The following is a 16,583-nucleotide window of genomic DNA, read 5'->3' on the forward strand; positions in this document are numbered from 1 at the left end:
ATGGCCCTCAATGCCACCGTGCGCCAACTCAACGGCGCGCCGCAGCTGGAGCCTGCACAGACCATGGTCGCCATCAACAAGGTGACCATGTCCTTCGGCGAGTTCACCGCCGTTCGCGATGTCGACATCCAGGTGGGTGACGGCGAGTTCCTCGCCATCGTCGGGCCCACCGGCTGCGGCAAGAGCACCATCCTCAATTCCGTGGCGGGCCTGCTGAAGCCATCCTCGGGCGACGTGGCCATCGATGGCCGCACGGTCAGCGGCGTGCAGGAGTCGGTCGGCTACCTGTTCCAGCAGGACGCCCTGCTGCCGTGGAAGACAGCTTTCCAGAACGTCGAGCTGGGCCTGCGCTTCCGCGGCGTGCCCGAAGCCGAACGCAAGGCCAAAGCCAACGCGTGGCTGGCCAAGGTCGGCCTGGCCGGTTTCGAGCATCGCTATCCGCACCAGTTGTCCGGTGGCCAGCGCAAGCGTGTGCAGATGGCGCAGGCGCTGATCGTCGAGCCGAAGGTGATCCTGATGGACGAGCCGTTCTCGGCGCTGGACATCCACACCCGCCACCTGATGCAGAACGAGCTGCTGCGCCTGTGGCAGGAGGATCGCCGCTCGGTGATCCTGATTACCCATGACCTGGAAGAAGCAATCGCGCTGGGTGACCGCGTGGTGGTGCTGTCCTCCGGCCCGGCGAGCCGCGTGGTGCGCAGTTTCGACGTGGATCTGGAACGGCCGCGCAATGTGGCCGAGATCAAGCTGGATGACCGTTTCACCGACCTGTACCGCGACATCTGGGCCTGCCTGCGCGGCGAAGTGGAGAAGAGCTATGCACGCCAAGACTGACAAGTTCATCCAGCTCGCGCTGGTAGTCGCCGTGTTCGGTGGCTGGGAAGGTGGCATCGCGCTCGGCGTGATCGATCCGTTCTTCTTCCCCTCGCCAACTGCCATCGTGCAGCAGGCCTGGACCTGGTTGTCCGATACCTCGTTCTACCAGCACGTCTACATCACCCTTACTGAAACCGCGCTGGGCTACATCATCGGCACCGGCCTGGGCGTGGCTGGCGGTGTCTGGCTGGGCCTGAGCCGCCGTTCGGCGCGCATCCTCGATCCCTTCATCAAAGGCTTCAACGCGATTCCGCGCGTAGTGCTGGCGCCGATTTTCGTGTTGTGGCTGGGGCTGGGCCTGTGGTCGAAGGTGGCGCTGGCGGTCACGCTGGTGTTCTTCACCACGTTCTTCAACGCCATGCAGGGCGTGCGCGAGGTGAACCCGGTGGTGCTGGCCAATGCCCGCATCCTGGGCGCAAGCCGCAGCGACCTGCTGCGCCATGTCTACTTCCCGGCAGCGGCCAGCTGGATCCTGTCCTCGCTGCGCACCTCGGTCGGCTTTGCCGTGGTCGGCGCGATCATCGGCGAGTACCTGGGCGCTTCGGCGGGCCTGGGTTACCTGATCGCGCAGGCCGAGGGCAACTTCAATGCCGTGGGTGTGTTCGCCGGCATCATCATCCTGGCCGCCTTCGTGCTGGTCATCGACGCCCTGCTGGACGTGGTCGAGAACAAGCTGATCACCTGGCGTCCCAACGCCCAGGCACAGGCCACCAGCTGACCGGGCCGGGCTGAGCCCGCCTGCCGCGCCGCCGGTCCGATCCGGCGGCGCGAGCTTCCTCCCCCGATCTTCCCCCGCACCACCGCAACAGGCCAGCGCCGGGCCAGGGGGCCGGCTGGCCGGAGAGAGAGTCCATGAACCCTTCCACCGTGCTGCCGCTGGCAGCGCTGCCGGTCGCGCTCGGCCTGCTGTTGGCCAGTGGCCACGCCGACGCCCAGTCTGTTTCATCCCCGCCCGCGCCATTGAGCCAGGCCGAGCTGTCACGCCTGGTGCAGCAGCAGGCGCTGCAGATCCAGCAATTGGAAGCGCGCCTCCGCGCCGTCGAGGGCGGGCAGGGCACCGCGGCCGCACTATCCGCGCCGCCCGCGCCCGCACCCGCGCTGGAAACGCGGGTGGCCGCACTGGAATCCGGCCAGTCCAGGCAGCCCAAGGTCTCCTGGGCCAAGGGCGCACCCGAGTTCAGCAGCGCCGACGGCACGACGGTGTTCCGTCCCCGCGGCCGCCTGTTCGTCGATGCCTCCAGTACGGACGGTTCGGCGGTCGGTGATCGCAACGTTTCGGGCACCGAGGTCCGTTCGGTGCGCCTGGGGGCCGAGGGACGCTACGGCACACTGGGCTGGGTGGTGGAGGGTGACTTCGCCGACAACGCGGTGGCCTGGAAGTCGGTCTACGCCACGCTGGACCACACCCTGTTCGGCCTGCCCGCCGATCTCACGATCGGCAACCGCTTGAACGATCGCGGTATCGATGGCTCCAGCAGCACCTCCAACACGCCGTTCCAGGAACGCAACGTGGTCGGCACGTTGATGCTGCCGCAGCGCGGCCTGTTCGGTGTCGGGCTGACCGAGCGGGTGTACGGAAAGGGCTGGCACGCCAGCCTGTCTGTGGCCGGCAACGATCTCAACAACGCCGGCACCGACAACGACAGCCAGACCTGGGCCACGCGCGTGCACTGGAATCCACTGGACACCGCTGGTGCCACGTTGCATCTGGGCGCATGGGCGTTCCACGAGAAGATTCCCGCCGGGGCCAGCGGCGTGGTGCGCAGTTCGGCCATCGCGGGGCATTTCAACGATCTGGTCAGGATCACGCCGGGCACGCTGCTGGGCGCCGAGCGCAGCACCGCCTACGGTGCCGAACTGGCCGGCTTCTTCGGCCCGGCGTGGGCAACGGGCGAGTGGGGTACGCGAAGCCTGCGCGGGGCCGATGCCGGCGGTCGCTACGATCGCGACCACGCGGCGTGGGCGATTTCTGCCGGCTGGTTCCTGGCGGGGGCGCTGCCGTCGTACTCGGGCAAGGCCGGTACCTGGGGGAAGGTGAAGGTCGCCGATCCGGTGACGCGCGGCGGCGGCGGTGCCTGGGAGCTGAAGGGCCGCTATGAAGACGTGGACTATGCCGAGCTGCCCAGTGGCGGTACCGGTAACGCGTGGACCCTGGGCGCGAACTGGTACCTCAACGATTTCAGTCGCGTGATGTTCGAAGCCGTGCGCTGGAAGACCCGTCACCGCAGCGGCAGTGCAATGGGCAGGGATGAAGGCACCATCTTCAATACCCGCCTGCAGCTGGTCTTCTAGGGCAGGGGCGCCGCCTGCACTCTGGTCACAGCAGCAACAACGCTGCGATGAGTGCAGGTGGCATCACCAGCGCGCCGACGCGCAGGAAGTCGAGCGCGCTGACATGCTCGCCTTCGCGACGCAACGCCATCAGCCACAGCATCGTGGCCAACGAGCCGGTCACCGACAGGTTCGGGCCCAGATCCACGCCGACCAGCAATGCGGCACGGGTCTGCGCCGGCAGGTCGGCCATCTGCCCCAACGAACCAGCCGCCAGGCCGACCGGCAGATTGTTGGCCACATTGCTCAGCAGTGCAGCGGCGCCGCCGGCCAGCCAGCTGGCGTGGTGCGGCGACGTTTTCGCCAGCGCCTGCAGCGCGCTGGCCGCAGTCTGGATGACACCGGTCTGCGCCACCGCTTCCACCAGCACGAACAGCCCCGCCACCAGCGGCAGCACCCCCCAGGATACGTGGCGTAGCAGCGGCAGCGGGCTGCGTCGCTGGCGGATCGCCAGCGCCACCACGCTCAGCGTGCCCGCGCAGAAGGTGGTCAGGCCCAGCGGCCCGTTCAAGGCGGACGTAACCAGCAGCACCGTGCCGGTGAACAGCACGCCCAGTGCGCTCAGTCGGCCGCCGTCGGTCAACGGGCGATGCGCCGGCGCGGCCACCAGCGGCTGTGCGATTTCGCGACGGTGCACCCAGCGCAGCACAAGATAGGTCGCACCGATCGCCGCCAGCGAGGGCAGCGCGAACTGCGCCAGCCACTGCAGCAGCGGCGGCATGTGCTGGCCGTACACCACGAGATTGGCCGGGTTGGAGATGGGCAACACGAAGCTGGCCGCGTTGGCGATGAAGGCACAGACGAACAGGTACGGCAGGGGATTGGCCCGGGCCGCCTTGCAGGCCGCGTAGACCGCCGGCGTCAGCACCACGGCTGTCGCATCATTGGAAAGAAACACCGTTACCAGCGTACCGACCAGGAACACCAGGTCGAACAGGCGTCGCCCGGATCCGCCCGCGTGCCGCACCGCGTACAACGCCAGCCAGTCGAACAGCCCTTCGCGGCGTGCGAGCTCGGCCAGCACCATCATGCCGACCAGGAACAGGTAGACATCGCGGCCCTCGGCGACTGCGTGCCAGGTAGTGCCGAACGACACAGTGCCGCTGAGCGGAAGCAGCGCGGCCGCACCGAGCGCCCACACATACTCCGGAATGCGGAACGGACGGAACAGCAGGCCGACAGTGGCAACGGCCACCGCCATCCAGATGATGAGGGAAGAATGGGAAGCGAGCATGGGGTAGGGGGCGTGCGCGGTGCCGTCCATCGACCGCGTCGCCGGTTCTCCGGCGCATGTGATCGGCGTGCAGGCGCCCGCTGCGATCAGTGCAAGTGCCGGGGTTGCGGCATCATACCGTGCCGGCTGCCCAGCAAAGGCCCTGACGCGGCACGTTACGTGACGGCCGCACTAGGGCATTCAACACCGCGCCTACTGCGACGCACACTCCACCTTGCGATCGAACTCGGTGCCCAGTACGACCGAGGTGATCGCAAGCGTTGTGCCCTTTCCGGCGCGCAGCGCAAACGGCACGTTCAAGCGGCTCATGTCCGCCCCGGCGTTGGCCAGGCACTTGAGGGGAACGCCCAGCCTGACCCACTCATTGCGCGGCGCCGCCAACAGCGCGGGGCCCAGCGCAACCTCGGCAGCACACGCCGCCCCGCAGGCGGTACCGAGTGTCACTGCGGATTCCGCGGGGAGCTGTTCGACACGCATGGTCGCTACCAAGGACAGCTCGCCGTTGGTCTCGCGCGACCAGTCCAGCGGAGTATTGGCCTGCAACGCCACCTTGGCCGGCGCCCGGAAACTGAACCGGCGTGCGCCCTCCTGCACATCGGTGTTGATTGCGACCATCGCCAGTGACTGGTCGGCAGTCGTTGCATTGGGATGCACGACATCGGTCGATTCGCCATTGGCGGCAGTCAGGCGAAGCATCAGGCCAGTGCCGGCCACACCACGATCGAACAGGGTACCGCTACCGGCGGCGTCCGGATCAATGCCCGGGTCCTCGGAAAGCGCAGGCAGATTTCCCTTGTTGGCATAGGTCAGGCCGTATCCGAAAGCGAACTGCGGATCGTAGTCCTTCTGCCCCACGTTGTTCTGGTACTGGTTGGCGCGGCGTGGCCAGGAGTAGCTCAGCTTTCCGCGGAAATCGTGTTGCACGCGCCCATCGGCCCCACGCAGCAGCACATCGGCCACGCCCCCACCTTCCGATCCCGGCAGCCACGCGGCCACAAAGGCATCGGCGGCGTTGATTTCGCGGTTCAGCCACAACGGGCGCCCGCTCAGGAACACCCCCACGACCGGAATACCGTCTGCCTTCAGGCGTCGCATCAGCTCCAGGTCTCCGGACTTGCCGTTCTTGAACATCAGGTTGGGCAAGTCGCCCTGGAATTCGGCATACGGATCTTCGCCGAACACCACGATGGCCACATCGGGCCGGCTGCGATAACGGCCATCGACCGCCAGTTCGGCCTGGCCGCCGCCCGACCTGACCTGTGCCTCCAGGCCTTCCCAGATCGTTTCAGCATTCGGGAAGTCCTCCCGACGCGCGCCATCGCCCTGCCAGCTGAGCGTCCAGCCGCCCGCCTGACGGCTCATGTCGTTCGCGGCATCGCCCGCAACCAGCACCCGTTGTTTCGGCGGGAGTGGCAGCAGCTGGTTCTGGTTCTTGAGCAGCACCAGCGATTCACGCACGGCCTGCCGCGCCACCTGGCGATGCGCCGGCGCCCCGAGCAGCTCGAATCTGCCGCCCAATGCGCGCTCGGACGGCTTGGGTTTGTCGAACAGGCCCATGCGCATCTTCGCCCGCAGAATGCGGCGGACGGCATCGTCCAGCCGCGCCTCCGGCAGGCTGCCGTCCTTCACGTGGGCCAGCGTGCTTTCATACATCCCCTTCCAGCTGTCCGGTGCCATCGCCATGTCCAGGCCCGCCACGTAGGTCCTGGCGCAGTCGGTGTTGCTGCAGCCCTTGATCTGGCCATGGCCGTTCCAGTCACCGACCACGAAGCCGCCGAAGCCCATCCGGCCCTTCAGCACATCGGTCAACAACGGCTTGTGCCCATGCATCTTCTCGCCATGGAAGCTGTTGAAGGACGCCATCACCGACTGCGCGCCCGCATTGATCGCCGGCAGGTATCCGGCGGCATGGATGTCGCGCAGTTCTGCCTCGCTGACCGTGGTGTTGCCCTGGTCCTTGCCGTTGCCCGTGCCGCCATCGCCGAGAAAATGCTTGACCGTGGTCATCACGTGGTGGTCGTCGAGGAAGTCAGCAGCCCCCGCCTTGCCCTGCAGGCCTTCGACGAATGCCCCTGCATAGCTGGCCACCAATGCCGGATCTTCCGAGTAGCCTTCGTACGTGCGCCCCCAGCGGTCGTCCTGCGGAACGGCCACGGTCGGCGCGAAGGTCCATTCCATGCCGGTCACACGGGTTTCGGCAGCGGTGATCCTTGCGATCTCGCGCAGCAGTTCCGGGTTGCGCGCTGCGCCCAGGCCGATGTTGTGCGGGAACAGAGTGGCACCCACCACATTGCTCTGGCCATGCATCGCATCAATGCCCCAGACGATGGGAATGGCCTTGCCACCGTTGCGCGTGTCCATCGAGGCTTCCCAGAACGCGTCGGCCAGCGCAAGCCATTCGGCGGGTTTTGCGTTGTAGCGGCCACCTGGGTCGGATGCGCCGCCCGCCAGTATTGAACCCAATCGATATCTGCGCACGTCGTCGGGCGTGATGCTGGCGATATCGCCCTGTACGATCTGGCCGACCTTTTCTTCCAGCGTCATTGATGCGATCAGCGCGTCGATGCGTCGTTCCATGGCCGGATCGTTGGCCAGCGGCCAGGTTGCCTTGGGCCAGTGCGCGGGAGTGATGGTACCTGAGTCGTTCACCGGGGCAGGGGCCGCACCGGTCGCAGGCACCAGCGCCATGGCAAGCGATGCAGCCAGCATCAGGCGGTGTGGACGTAAAACGGGGTTGCGCTTCGCACGATCGGAATGACGGACGTTCATCGGAACAATCATCTCGGAAGGGTGGCTTGGATGGGCTCGGCGACCAGAAAGCAACCTGACAGCGTTGTCAGTCGAAGTCGAGCATACCCAGCCCGTGGATCGAATGCTTGCTGCACAGCGGCATGGGTTTTGAGGATAAAGTTGCATCTGCATCCACATCCCGTGGTGCAGGATTTCGGTAGAGATGGTGAGGCTATGACGGGCAGAGGGCGGGGGATGCCGGGACCTGAGCAGGTGCTCGCAGGCAGGCCGGGACGCGTGCGGATCGAGGATGTCGCGGCAACGGCCGGGGTCTCGATGAAGACCGTCTCGCGGGTGCTCAACAACGAGCCGAACGTCTCCAAGAGCACCCGGGCCCGGGTGGACGCGGCAGTGGAAAAGCTGCGTTACCGCCCCTTGCCCTCTGCACGGGTCCTCGCCGGCCGGCGTTCCTACCTCATTGCGATGCTCTTCGATAATCCGTCCTCGAACTATCTGATGGAGATCGAGATGGGGGTGCTGGACGCATGCATGGAACAGCACTACAACCTGATGCTCGCTCCGCTGATCTACGACGCGGCCGATATCGTGGAAAAGGTCGAGTCATTGATCATGCAGTCGCAGCTCGACGGCGTGGTGCTGACGCCGCCCCTGACCGACGACACGGCCCTGCTGGAACGCCTGGTCGACCTGGGCATTCCTTACTCCAGCATTTCGGCGAAGGAACAGAACCGGAACGTGGGCGTCGTCGTGGATGAAATCGGCGCGGTGGTGGCGCTGATCGCACACCTGGCCTCGCTGGGCCATACCCGCATCGCCCATATCAAGGGACACGCCGCGCACGGCGCAAGCATGTGGCGCCTGGCAGGCTATCGCGAAGGCCTGCGCAGGGCAGGCCTGCGCTACGACCCCAGCCTGGTGCTGGAAGGTGAGTTCTCGTACGAATCCGGCTACATCGGCGCCAACGCACTGCTTGATCGGCCTGATCGGCCGACTGCAATCTTCGCTGCCAACGACGATATGGCGGCCGGGGTCATCTGCGCGGTGTTCGAGCACGGCCTTTCGGTGCCGGGCGACATCTCGGTCTGTGGTTTCGATGACACGCCGATCGCCCGCCAGATCTATCCGGCGTTGACCACGGTCTGCCAGCCCACCCGTGAGATGGGCCGGCGCGCGGCCATGGAGCTGATCAAGGAAGTGCGCGAGCTCGGCAGCGGTGGTGTGGTCGATATTGACTACGCCCTGCAGGTCCGGCGATCCACGGGACCGGTCCGTCACGATTGAACGCGCTCCAGCGGCCTGCCGGCGCGATCGGCACGCCGCGCTGGCAGGGCAGGGGCGCGGCTCAGTGGCCCGCTTCGGTCGCCAATCGCTCCAGATCAACACCCTGGCGACGAAGTGTACGGCCGGCCGCCCAGGCGTAGAACGCCAGATAGCAGAAACACAGCACGCCAATGATGAAGCTGTAGTGCACGCCGACCTTGTCGGCAAGTGCACCCTGCGCCCAACTGACGATGCCGCCGCCCATGATCATCATGATCAACAGGCTGCTTGCCTGGTTGGTGTGGCGGCCCAGGCCGCTGATGGCCAGGGTGAAGATGCAGGGCCACATCGTGCTGCAGAACAGCCCGACACTGATGAAGGCGATCACACTGGTCATGCCGGTGGTGAACATGCCGACCAGCTGCGCCGCAATGCCACACACGGCAAAGTACAGCAGCATGCGCGATGGACTGCCCTTGCTGGCCAGGGTGGCGATGATCATCAGGACGATCACCGGCGCGTAGTGCAGGAACTGTGCGGAGTCGTGGCCAGAGATCGCGTTGACGGCAAGGTAGATGGCGAATGCAATGAACGGCAACACCAGCATCAACAGCTTCCGGGTGCCTGCGCGCACATCGAACGCGCCTGCGGCACCACCCCAGCGGCCGATCATCAGGCTGGCCCAGTACAACGACACGAACGGGGCGATCACCGAGGTTTCCAGCCCCAGTCCACCCTTGCTCAAAGGCTGTTCAAGGTAGGCTGGAAGATTGTCGATGGTCGATACCTCCACGCCGACGTAGAGGAAGATCGCGATCATGCCCATGACCAGCTGCGGGTAAGCGAGCGCAGATCTGCGATCTGTCTGGTGATCTGCCCCGGTTACACCTGCGGGGACCGACGCGGACAGCTCGACATGATTGGGCACGCTCGAGAGCCGCAGCAGCACGGCTACCAGTACGAAGGCGGCGCCCAGCACCAGGTATGGGATCTTTACGCTCTCGATGCTCGCCTCTGTGTTGCCCGCTGACACGCTGCCAAAGATGGCAATGCTCACCAGCAGTGGACCTACCGTCGCGCCCAGGTTGTTGACACCGCCGGCCATGGTCAATCGCTGCGATCCGGTGGCCGGGTCACCCATGATCACCGCCAGCGTATTGGCCGCGATCTGCTGGAGCGAGAAGCCCAGGCCAACGATGAACAGGCCGGACAGCATCAGTGCAAACGAGCCGGTGTTGGCCGCGGGATAGAAGAGCAGGGCACCCAGTGCCGAGACCAGCAGGCCAAGGCAGATGCCGTTGCGGTAGCCCACCCTGTGCAGCAGGTCGCTGCCGATGGCGCGGGAGACGGCGATGTAGATCAGCGAACCGGCGGTGTAGGCAACGTAGAAAGCCATCGCCACGTACATGCTCTGCGCCTGGCTGAGATGGAACGCCTTCTTGAACACCGGAATGAGGATGCCGTTGCTTGCGGCAACGAAGCCCCAGAAGAAGAAGACGGTGATGAGTACACCGAACTGCGACCAGCGGGTTGTGTGTTTCATGATTCTCGTGTCATCGCGGGCAGGGCGACGCCCCGTGCGTTGTCGCACAGGGCGGGACGTGGTGATTGCGCACGGAGGGCCGGCGAAACCGGCCCTCCTTCAAGGCTGCGTTGCTCAGAACTGGTAACGCAGGCGCAGGCCGTAGCTGCGCGGATCGTTCAGGAAGCGGACGTTGATGCCGGAACCCACCAGGGCCTTCTGCGAGACGTCGTTGCCCAGCAGATTGTTGCCCCAGGCTTCCACCCGCCAGTTGCCGCTCAGTGAGGTGAAGCCAATGCCCGCGTTCAAGGTGGTCTCGCCCTTCTGGCGGTCAGGGAAGCCGGCCGCAGCGGCACTTTCGGTACGGTCATGGACCAGCTCACCAGTGGCCGGATCCTGTCGGATGAACTCTACGTCCCGGTTGTTGTACTGGGTGAGATAGAAGGCCGAGCGGTACGAGGCCAGCAACTGCCAGTCGAAGGTGCCAAAGCGCAGCTCGGTCGTATGCTGCAGGCGCACGTTGAAGGTGAGCTTCGAGGCCAGCGGCAGTTCATTGCCGGACAGGTCGATCAACGAAGTGGCGCCACCGGCGTCGTAGTTCTGGCTGCGGACATCGGCGACGGTGCCGCGCTTGATCTCACTGTCCATCCAGAGTGCATTGATGTTGACCATGAAGTTGTGCGGGAGTCGCAAGGTGCTTTCCGCCTCCAGGCCGTACACAGCGGACTTGCCGACGTTGCGGTTGACCAGCGCATAGCCGGTGGCTTCACCGGTGGTCGGGTTGGTGGCGATCACCGCCAGGTCCTGGAACACCTGGTCGCTGTAGTCGTAATAGAACCCGCTGACGTTGAAGGTCGAGGTGCGACCCAGCATCTGGAAGGAGTTCTTGCTGCCGATTTCGTAGGCAATGATCGATTCGGGCTTGAAGGTCTCGGGAATCTCCTTCGGATCAAACGTGTCGTTGAAGCCGCCCGCCTTGTGGCCGGTCGACACCAGGCCGTACAGCAGGCTGTCGTCGCTCACGTCGTACTCGAAACCCGCGCGCCAGTCGGTAAAGCTGAACTTGCTCTTGCCGAACTGCTGGGCCGGAATCGCGCTGACCTGGGCCCAGCTCTGGTACGGGCAATCGACGGTATCGCCACCGATGTCGGGACGGTCCACGCAGCCGAATGGGCCGCCATCGGGCACCGCGCCGATCTGCTGCAGCAAGGTGTCGTTGCGACCGTGTCGCAGCACGCCCTGCAGCAGGAAGCGGGCCATCTCCGCCTGCGAGGTGATGTTGCTGACATCAAAGTTCGGACGGCTCATGAACGCGGGCTCGAAGCCGGGCGTGCCGAGGCGCGTGGCAAAGTCCCCGCCCTGGCCAGGCAGGCCCAGCGACCAGTTGCCGCCGATGCCGTAACGCGACTTCTTCTCCTCGGAGTAGCGCAGGCCGCCCTTCAGGCGCAGGCGATCGTTGACGTCGAACGTGCCATCGGCGAACACGGCGGAAGACTTGCCATTGACCTTGGGCATGGTGAATTCAGTGCCCGAGTACCAGCGCCCTTTGTCCACCAGCGAAAGGTAGCCCACCCGCTGGTCCTCGTTGAAGTGGAACAGGCCGGTGGTCCAGCGCAGCCGCTCGTCCTGGTCGGACGTGAACCGCAGCTCATGTACCTGCGACTCCGACTCGGTCAGCCAGTACTGGGTGGAGTAGTTGTCGTAGTCGATGCCACCCGGGTTGCTGGGCGATACCGGATCGATGTTGCGGTTCGGCCAGAGGATGCCCTCACTCTGCGCGTTGGTCTGGCGGTAGTCCACGTTGCGGTAGCTGCCGTTGTATTCCACCGCTACCTTGCCGAAGTCGTAGGAGATGCTGGTCTGCGCCCCCCAGTTGGTGCTGTCCAGCTTGCCCTGCGCGCCGCGGTAGATGATCTTGCGCAGATCGACATCGTCCGGCAGATAACCGGCCTTCGCGGCAGTGTAGACATTGGCACCGGGATAGCCGGTGCCGCCTTCCTTGCCGATGTCGGCCATGGCGAAGATCGACAACTTGTCATCCGGCTGGTAGAGGAACGACAGGCGTGCCCCCCGGTCGTCCTGCACACCAGCCGGTTCCAGGTCCTGCGCGCGCCCCGCATTCTTGAACGGAGAGTCCTTCTCCACCTTGTAGCCAGCCACGCGGAAGGCCGCGCCACCACCGATCGGGAGATTCAGGGCGAACTCGCCACCGCGATGGTCACGATTGCCGGCCTCGGCCTGAACATACCCACCGAACGCTTCCAGGTCGGGGCGCTTGGTGATGATGTTCAGCGTGCCGGCCAGCGCATTGCGGCCGCGCAGCGTGCCCTGCGGGCCCTTGTTGATTTCCACCCGCTCGACATCGTAGAACATGCCGCCCAGACCGCGCGGTCGTGCAATGTAGGCCCCGTTGATGTGAGGCGCGGCGCCCGGATCACCCAGTTCGGTGTTGTTCGAAGAGCCCACGCCGCGGATGAAGATCTCCAGGTTGCCTTCCTGGTTGGCCATGCTCATACCCGGCACCAGGGCCTGGATGTTGCGCAGCTCATTGTTGATGCCCAGCGCACGCGTATCGTCCGCGGAGATTGCCTGGGCGGTACCTGCATATTTCTGCAGGTCCTGTTCCCGGCGTTCGACAGTGACGATGACGGCGTCCAGCGTTGAGGCCTCCCGTGCCTCGCTGGTGGCGGTCGAGCTGCTTTCCTTGACTGATTGCGCTGCGACCGGCAGCGCTGCAGTGGCGGTGACGATGGTGGCAAGTACTGCCTGTGCGAGTGTGCTCTTCCTGAAATGGCCGGTCATAGGGTCCCTCTCTCCCCATAAGTGATGTCTGGACGTTCCCGCGCCACGCGCCGGACGTGGGCTCTTGTAAGCGCGGCCTGACAACGCTGTCAATCAGAATGAACGATGGATGACCAGAAGCTCGGGAAATCAGACAGTTGAGCGATCAGCAGTGCTGCCTGGCACGCCGCATTTGCTGCAATGCGAAACGAAATCGAGCGGCGTTGCGCCCTGCCTGCGACTGCAACGGCTGGATTGGAACCATCAGAAAGCGGGGCGCCAGCAAGGGCCATCGGCTTCGCGTATCCGCTGGCGGACTACGGGGCCATGCAGGGGGCGTGGTGCTGATGCTGTCATGTGGCCGGGCATGACTTCAGGCACTCGGTCGTGACTACAGCTGTAGGCAATGTGGACAGGCATTCACCGGAAGAGATGCCCATGAAAACTGCACGATGGTTGTCCAGCTTCGCGGCCTTGATGCTGGCCCTCCCTGCACTGGCCAGCACGACCACCACGGCCGACGCCGTCGCGACGATCGAACGCAACGCCCGTGCCGCGCATTCCGACGCGGTGCTTGTCTGGAAGGATGGAAAAACACTGCTGGAGCCACAGCCAGAGACCGGCGAGGAGCCGGTTCACCTCATGTCGGCCACCAAGTCGGTGGTGTCGCTGGCCATCATGCTACTGCTGGACGACGGAAAACTGGCCTCGGTCGACGAGCCGGTAAGCAACATCTTCGCGGAGTGGAAGCAGGGGCGGAAAAGGGACATCACGGTACGCATGCTGCTGGACCATACCTCTGGCCTGCAGAACGTGGCCAACGCGGGGGAAGAGCTGGAAGCTGCGCCGGACCTGGTCAAGCTCGCACTGGCGGCAGAGCTGAGCAGCGATCCAGGTACCACGTTCTCGTACAACAACAAGGCTACCAATCTGCTGCCCGGCATTGTCGAGCGTCTGGCAGGGGAACCGATGGATGCCTACGTTGAGAAGCGCCTGTTCAAACCGCTGGGCATTGCCCGATATACCTGGTTGAAGGACGGTGCGGGCACCCCCTTGGGCATGGCCGGATTGTCGCTGACTGCCCGCGATCTGGCGAAGATCGGGCAGCTGCTGCTTGATGGCGGCGTGACTCCGGCGGGTACGCGCGTGCTGAGCGAGCGGTCGGTGGCGCTGCTGACTGGAGCAAGTGCCCGCTCCCAGGATGTTGGTCTTCTTTGGTGGCGCATTCCAGCATGGGAGCGTTATGAGCTGAAAGGCCAGATGGCCGACTTCCTGGCGCGGCATGGGGTCAGCGCTCCGGTCCAGCAGGCATTGCTGGCCACCGGGGGCAGGGTATTCGACAGCAAGAGCGCATTGATTGCGTACGTGGCCGAGCGACTTGGGGCGGACTGGCCGCAGCACTATGGCAGCGAGATCACCGGTCGTGGACTCAAGCTGTCCGACATGTTCGACATCCAACGCGGCCCCACCGTTGCCTACGCCGCCAACGGTTACCTGGGCCAGCACCTGGTCATCGTTCCGCAACAGCGCGTGGTTGCCGTGCGCCTCATCCACCGACGCGACAGCCATCGCGCGCCACTGGATGACTACGCGACATTCCCGGCGGATGTACTCACGCTGGCCCAGGCGCTTCAGTGAACGGAGGAGCCGGGCCTGCGCCCGGATCCTCGTCCACTGCTTCATGCTGCTGGCCGGAGTGGCAGGGTCTGGCAGGGCGCGCCACTACTTCGGCATCAGCACGGTATCGACAACGTGGATGACGCCGTTGGATTGGTTGACGTCGGCGATGCTGATGCCTGCTTTGCCACCCTTGGCGTCGATCACCCACAGCTTGCCGTCGTGGAGCGCCACGGTAAGCGGCTCGCCTTGCACTGTCTTCAGCGTGGCTTTTCCACCGTGCTTCCTGGCATCGGCCAGGAGCTGGGCGGAACTGAACCGTCCTGGGACCACGTGGTAGGTGAGGATCCGGGTGAGCTGCGCCTTGTTTTCAGGCTTCACCAGTGTATCGACCGTGCCTGCTGGAAGCTTGTTGAAGGCGGCATTGGTGGGCGCAAAGACGGTAAAGGGGCCGGCGCCATTGAGGGTCTCGACCAGGCCTGCGGCCTTGACCGCTGCCACCAGCGTGGTGTGATCCCTGGAGTTCACGGCGTTTTCAACGATGGTCCTGGTCGGGTACATCTCGGCCCCGCCAACCATTACCGGATCTGCGGCGAAGCTGGCGGAAGCGGCTGAGACGAGTACGGCGAAGCTGACTGCGGCGGCGATGCGCTGAAGAGCGTTCACGGTGCGTTCCTCGATAGGATGCCCGCACAGCGCGGGCATCCTACATACGGCTGGCGGGAGCGCCTGGATGCACCGGATGCAGGCCGGGTCAGTCAGGGAGAGGGCCTTGATGCGTGTCGAAATTCTCCCTGCAGCGGCGGAATTCCTCGGCGTGTCCCACTACCCAGGTCCACATCGGGATCATAAGAACCAGCAGCTCCCTGCCCAGCGGAGTGATGGTGTACTCCACGCGCGGCGGAACCTCACGGAAATCCTGCCTATGGATCAGTCCGTCCCTTTCAAGCTGACGCAGGGTACGCGTCAGCATACGCTGCGTGACTCCTTTCATCCGCCGCGCCACATCGGCGTGACGCAGTGTTCCGTAGACCCCCAGGGCGTGAATGATGCCCAGCGACCAGCGGCTGCCGGCATGCGCGAGCACCTCGCGGCGCAGACCGTCGTCGTCCGCGCTCATGCCGTCGCATATCGATTGTGAATGTCGCAGAAGCTCATCGGTGCTCATGAACGGTGCGGTCGGTATCATCGGTGTGCCTTCTTACGTGGCAACTAGGGAGGGGCGCAGAATCGCCGCCATCGTACACACAGATGGTGGTTTCAATGTCTCCCCCGATTGTTTCCCGCTCAATCCTGGTGCTGGGTGCCGGCGAACTCGGAATGCCCGTCATCCGCAACCTGGCCCAGCTCGCGGTCGTGCATGACGCAACCATCAGCGTGATGCTGAGGCCTGCGTCGATTGAATCCACACTACCGGACAAGCGTACGGTCATTGACCAGATCCGCTCGCTGGGAGTGGCCCTCGTTCCTGGCGACCTGGTCACTGCCACGGTCGATGAGCTGGCTGATCTATTTTCCGGTTATGACACGGTCATCGGCTGCACCGGCTACGCCGCTGGCCGCGACACTCCCATGAAGGTAGCGCGCGCCGCCGTGAAGTCGGGCATTACCAGGTACTTCCCTTGGCAATTCGGGGTCGACTTTGACGCCATCGGACGCGGCGGGCCACAGGATCTTTTCGACGCCCAGCTGGATGTACGCGACTATCTCCGCTCACAGGCCGAAATGGACTGGGTGGTCATTTCCACCGGCATGTTCACCAGCTACCTCTTCGAGCCGGAGTTTGGCGTCATCGATCTTCCCGGCAGAAAGGTCAATGCACTTGGCACAGCCTCCAATGCGGTTACGCTGACCACACCAGAGGACATCGGTGCAATGACTGCACAGATCGTCTTCCACTCGCCCCCCCTTCGAAACGAGATCGTCTATCTTGCGGGAGACACGGTCCGTTATGAGCAGCTGCCCGCCATCCTTGAGGAAAAGTTCGGTGCTCCCTTCAAGCTGATCGTGTGGAGCGTTCCCCAGCTGATGGAGGAGCTTGCCAGTGACCCATCAAACATGATCAGGAAGTACCGTGCTGCCTTCGCCCAGGGCAGGGGCGTCTCCTGGAGCCTGGACGGGACGTTCAATGCCAGCATTGGCGTGAAACTGGAGGGTGTCGACGACTGGCTGAAAGCCCACTTCGAGACTTGATGAGCCGTTGAGCGGCAA

Annotated in this window: 12 protein-coding genes; 6 read left to right on the forward strand and 6 right to left on the reverse strand. The window is 64.6% G+C overall.

Annotated features, from left to right (window positions below; genetic code table 11):
- The 3 genes from AC5P5R_RS03615 to AC5P5R_RS03625 all read left to right on the forward strand — a co-directional run bounded on the left by AC5P5R_RS03615 (position 1) and on the right by AC5P5R_RS03625 (position 3,168).
- Complete coding sequence (locus AC5P5R_RS03615; RefSeq protein ID WP_005413494.1) at positions 1–834, forward strand: ABC transporter ATP-binding protein; 834 nt, start codon at positions 1–3, stop codon at positions 832–834.
- Positions 818–1,594 (forward strand): ABC transporter permease, encoded by a 777-nt coding sequence (locus tag AC5P5R_RS03620; protein WP_005409726.1) that lies wholly within the window; start codon positions 818–820, stop codon positions 1,592–1,594. Before AC5P5R_RS03615 ends, AC5P5R_RS03620 begins: the two co-directional genes overlap by 17 nt.
- 134 nt (positions 1,595–1,728) lie before the next feature.
- Entirely contained in the window at positions 1,729–3,168 is a 1,440-nt protein-coding gene (locus AC5P5R_RS03625) for an OprO/OprP family phosphate-selective porin (RefSeq protein WP_100438563.1), read from the forward strand.
- A 25-nt stretch (positions 3,169–3,193) separates the two neighbouring features.
- Here AC5P5R_RS03625 and AC5P5R_RS03630 read toward each other — a convergent pair whose 3' ends face one another.
- Both AC5P5R_RS03630 and AC5P5R_RS03635 read right to left on the reverse strand, forming a co-directional pair.
- Complete coding sequence (locus AC5P5R_RS03630; RefSeq protein WP_100438562.1) at positions 3,194–4,471, reverse strand: arsenic transporter; 1,278 nt, start codon at positions 4,469–4,471, stop codon at positions 3,194–3,196.
- 162 nt (positions 4,472–4,633) lie between these two features.
- The gene (locus tag AC5P5R_RS03635) at positions 4,634–7,210 is read right to left on the reverse strand and encodes a glycoside hydrolase family 3 protein (RefSeq protein WP_495226309.1); all 2,577 of its coding nucleotides are present in this window, start codon (positions 7,208–7,210) and stop codon (positions 4,634–4,636) included.
- Between the two features lie 216 nt (positions 7,211–7,426).
- Here AC5P5R_RS03635 and AC5P5R_RS03640 point away from each other — a divergent pair, with 216 nt between their 5' ends.
- A complete protein-coding gene (locus AC5P5R_RS03640) occupies positions 7,427–8,473 on the forward strand; it encodes a LacI family DNA-binding transcriptional regulator (RefSeq protein WP_005409722.1) in 1,047 nt (348 codons plus the stop codon).
- Between the two features lie 61 nt (positions 8,474–8,534).
- On the opposite strand, the gene AC5P5R_RS03645 is transcribed toward AC5P5R_RS03640, so the two are convergent.
- Positions 8,535–10,043: an MFS transporter gene (locus AC5P5R_RS03645; RefSeq protein WP_260618745.1), complete on the reverse strand. Its 1,509-nt coding sequence runs from the start codon at positions 10,041–10,043 to the stop codon at positions 8,535–8,537.
- 66 nt (positions 10,044–10,109) lie between these two features.
- The gene (locus AC5P5R_RS03650; RefSeq protein WP_012480307.1) at positions 10,110–12,776 is read right to left on the reverse strand and encodes a TonB-dependent receptor; all 2,667 of its coding nucleotides are present in this window, start codon (positions 12,774–12,776) and stop codon (positions 10,110–10,112) included.
- Between the two features lie 417 nt (positions 12,777–13,193).
- On the opposite strand from AC5P5R_RS03650, the gene AC5P5R_RS03655 reads away from it, so the two are divergent.
- A complete protein-coding gene (locus tag AC5P5R_RS03655) occupies positions 13,194–14,393 on the forward strand; it encodes a serine hydrolase domain-containing protein (protein ID WP_175422501.1) in 1,200 nt (399 codons plus the stop codon).
- Positions 14,394–14,477: 84 nt separating this feature from the next.
- Here the strand turns inward: AC5P5R_RS03655 and AC5P5R_RS03660 are convergent, their stop codons facing one another.
- Both AC5P5R_RS03660 and AC5P5R_RS03665 read right to left on the reverse strand, forming a co-directional pair.
- Positions 14,478–15,077, reverse strand: a complete 600-nt coding sequence (locus AC5P5R_RS03660; RefSeq protein WP_012480305.1) for a fasciclin domain-containing protein — start codon at positions 15,075–15,077, stop codon at positions 14,478–14,480.
- A 49-nt stretch (positions 15,078–15,126) separates the two neighbouring features.
- Complete coding sequence (locus AC5P5R_RS03665) at positions 15,127–15,540, reverse strand: winged helix-turn-helix transcriptional regulator (RefSeq protein ID WP_044571374.1); 414 nt, start codon at positions 15,538–15,540, stop codon at positions 15,127–15,129.
- Positions 15,541–15,635: 95 nt separating this feature from the next.
- Between AC5P5R_RS03665 and AC5P5R_RS03670 the strand changes: the two genes are divergently transcribed.
- Positions 15,636–16,565: an aromatic alcohol reductase gene (locus tag AC5P5R_RS03670; protein ID WP_032963456.1), complete on the forward strand. Its 930-nt coding sequence runs from the start codon at positions 15,636–15,638 to the stop codon at positions 16,563–16,565.
- The last annotated feature ends 18 nt before the right edge of the window (positions 16,566–16,583 follow it).

This window comes from Stenotrophomonas sp. YJH_SMC_19 (assembly GCF_059367915.1).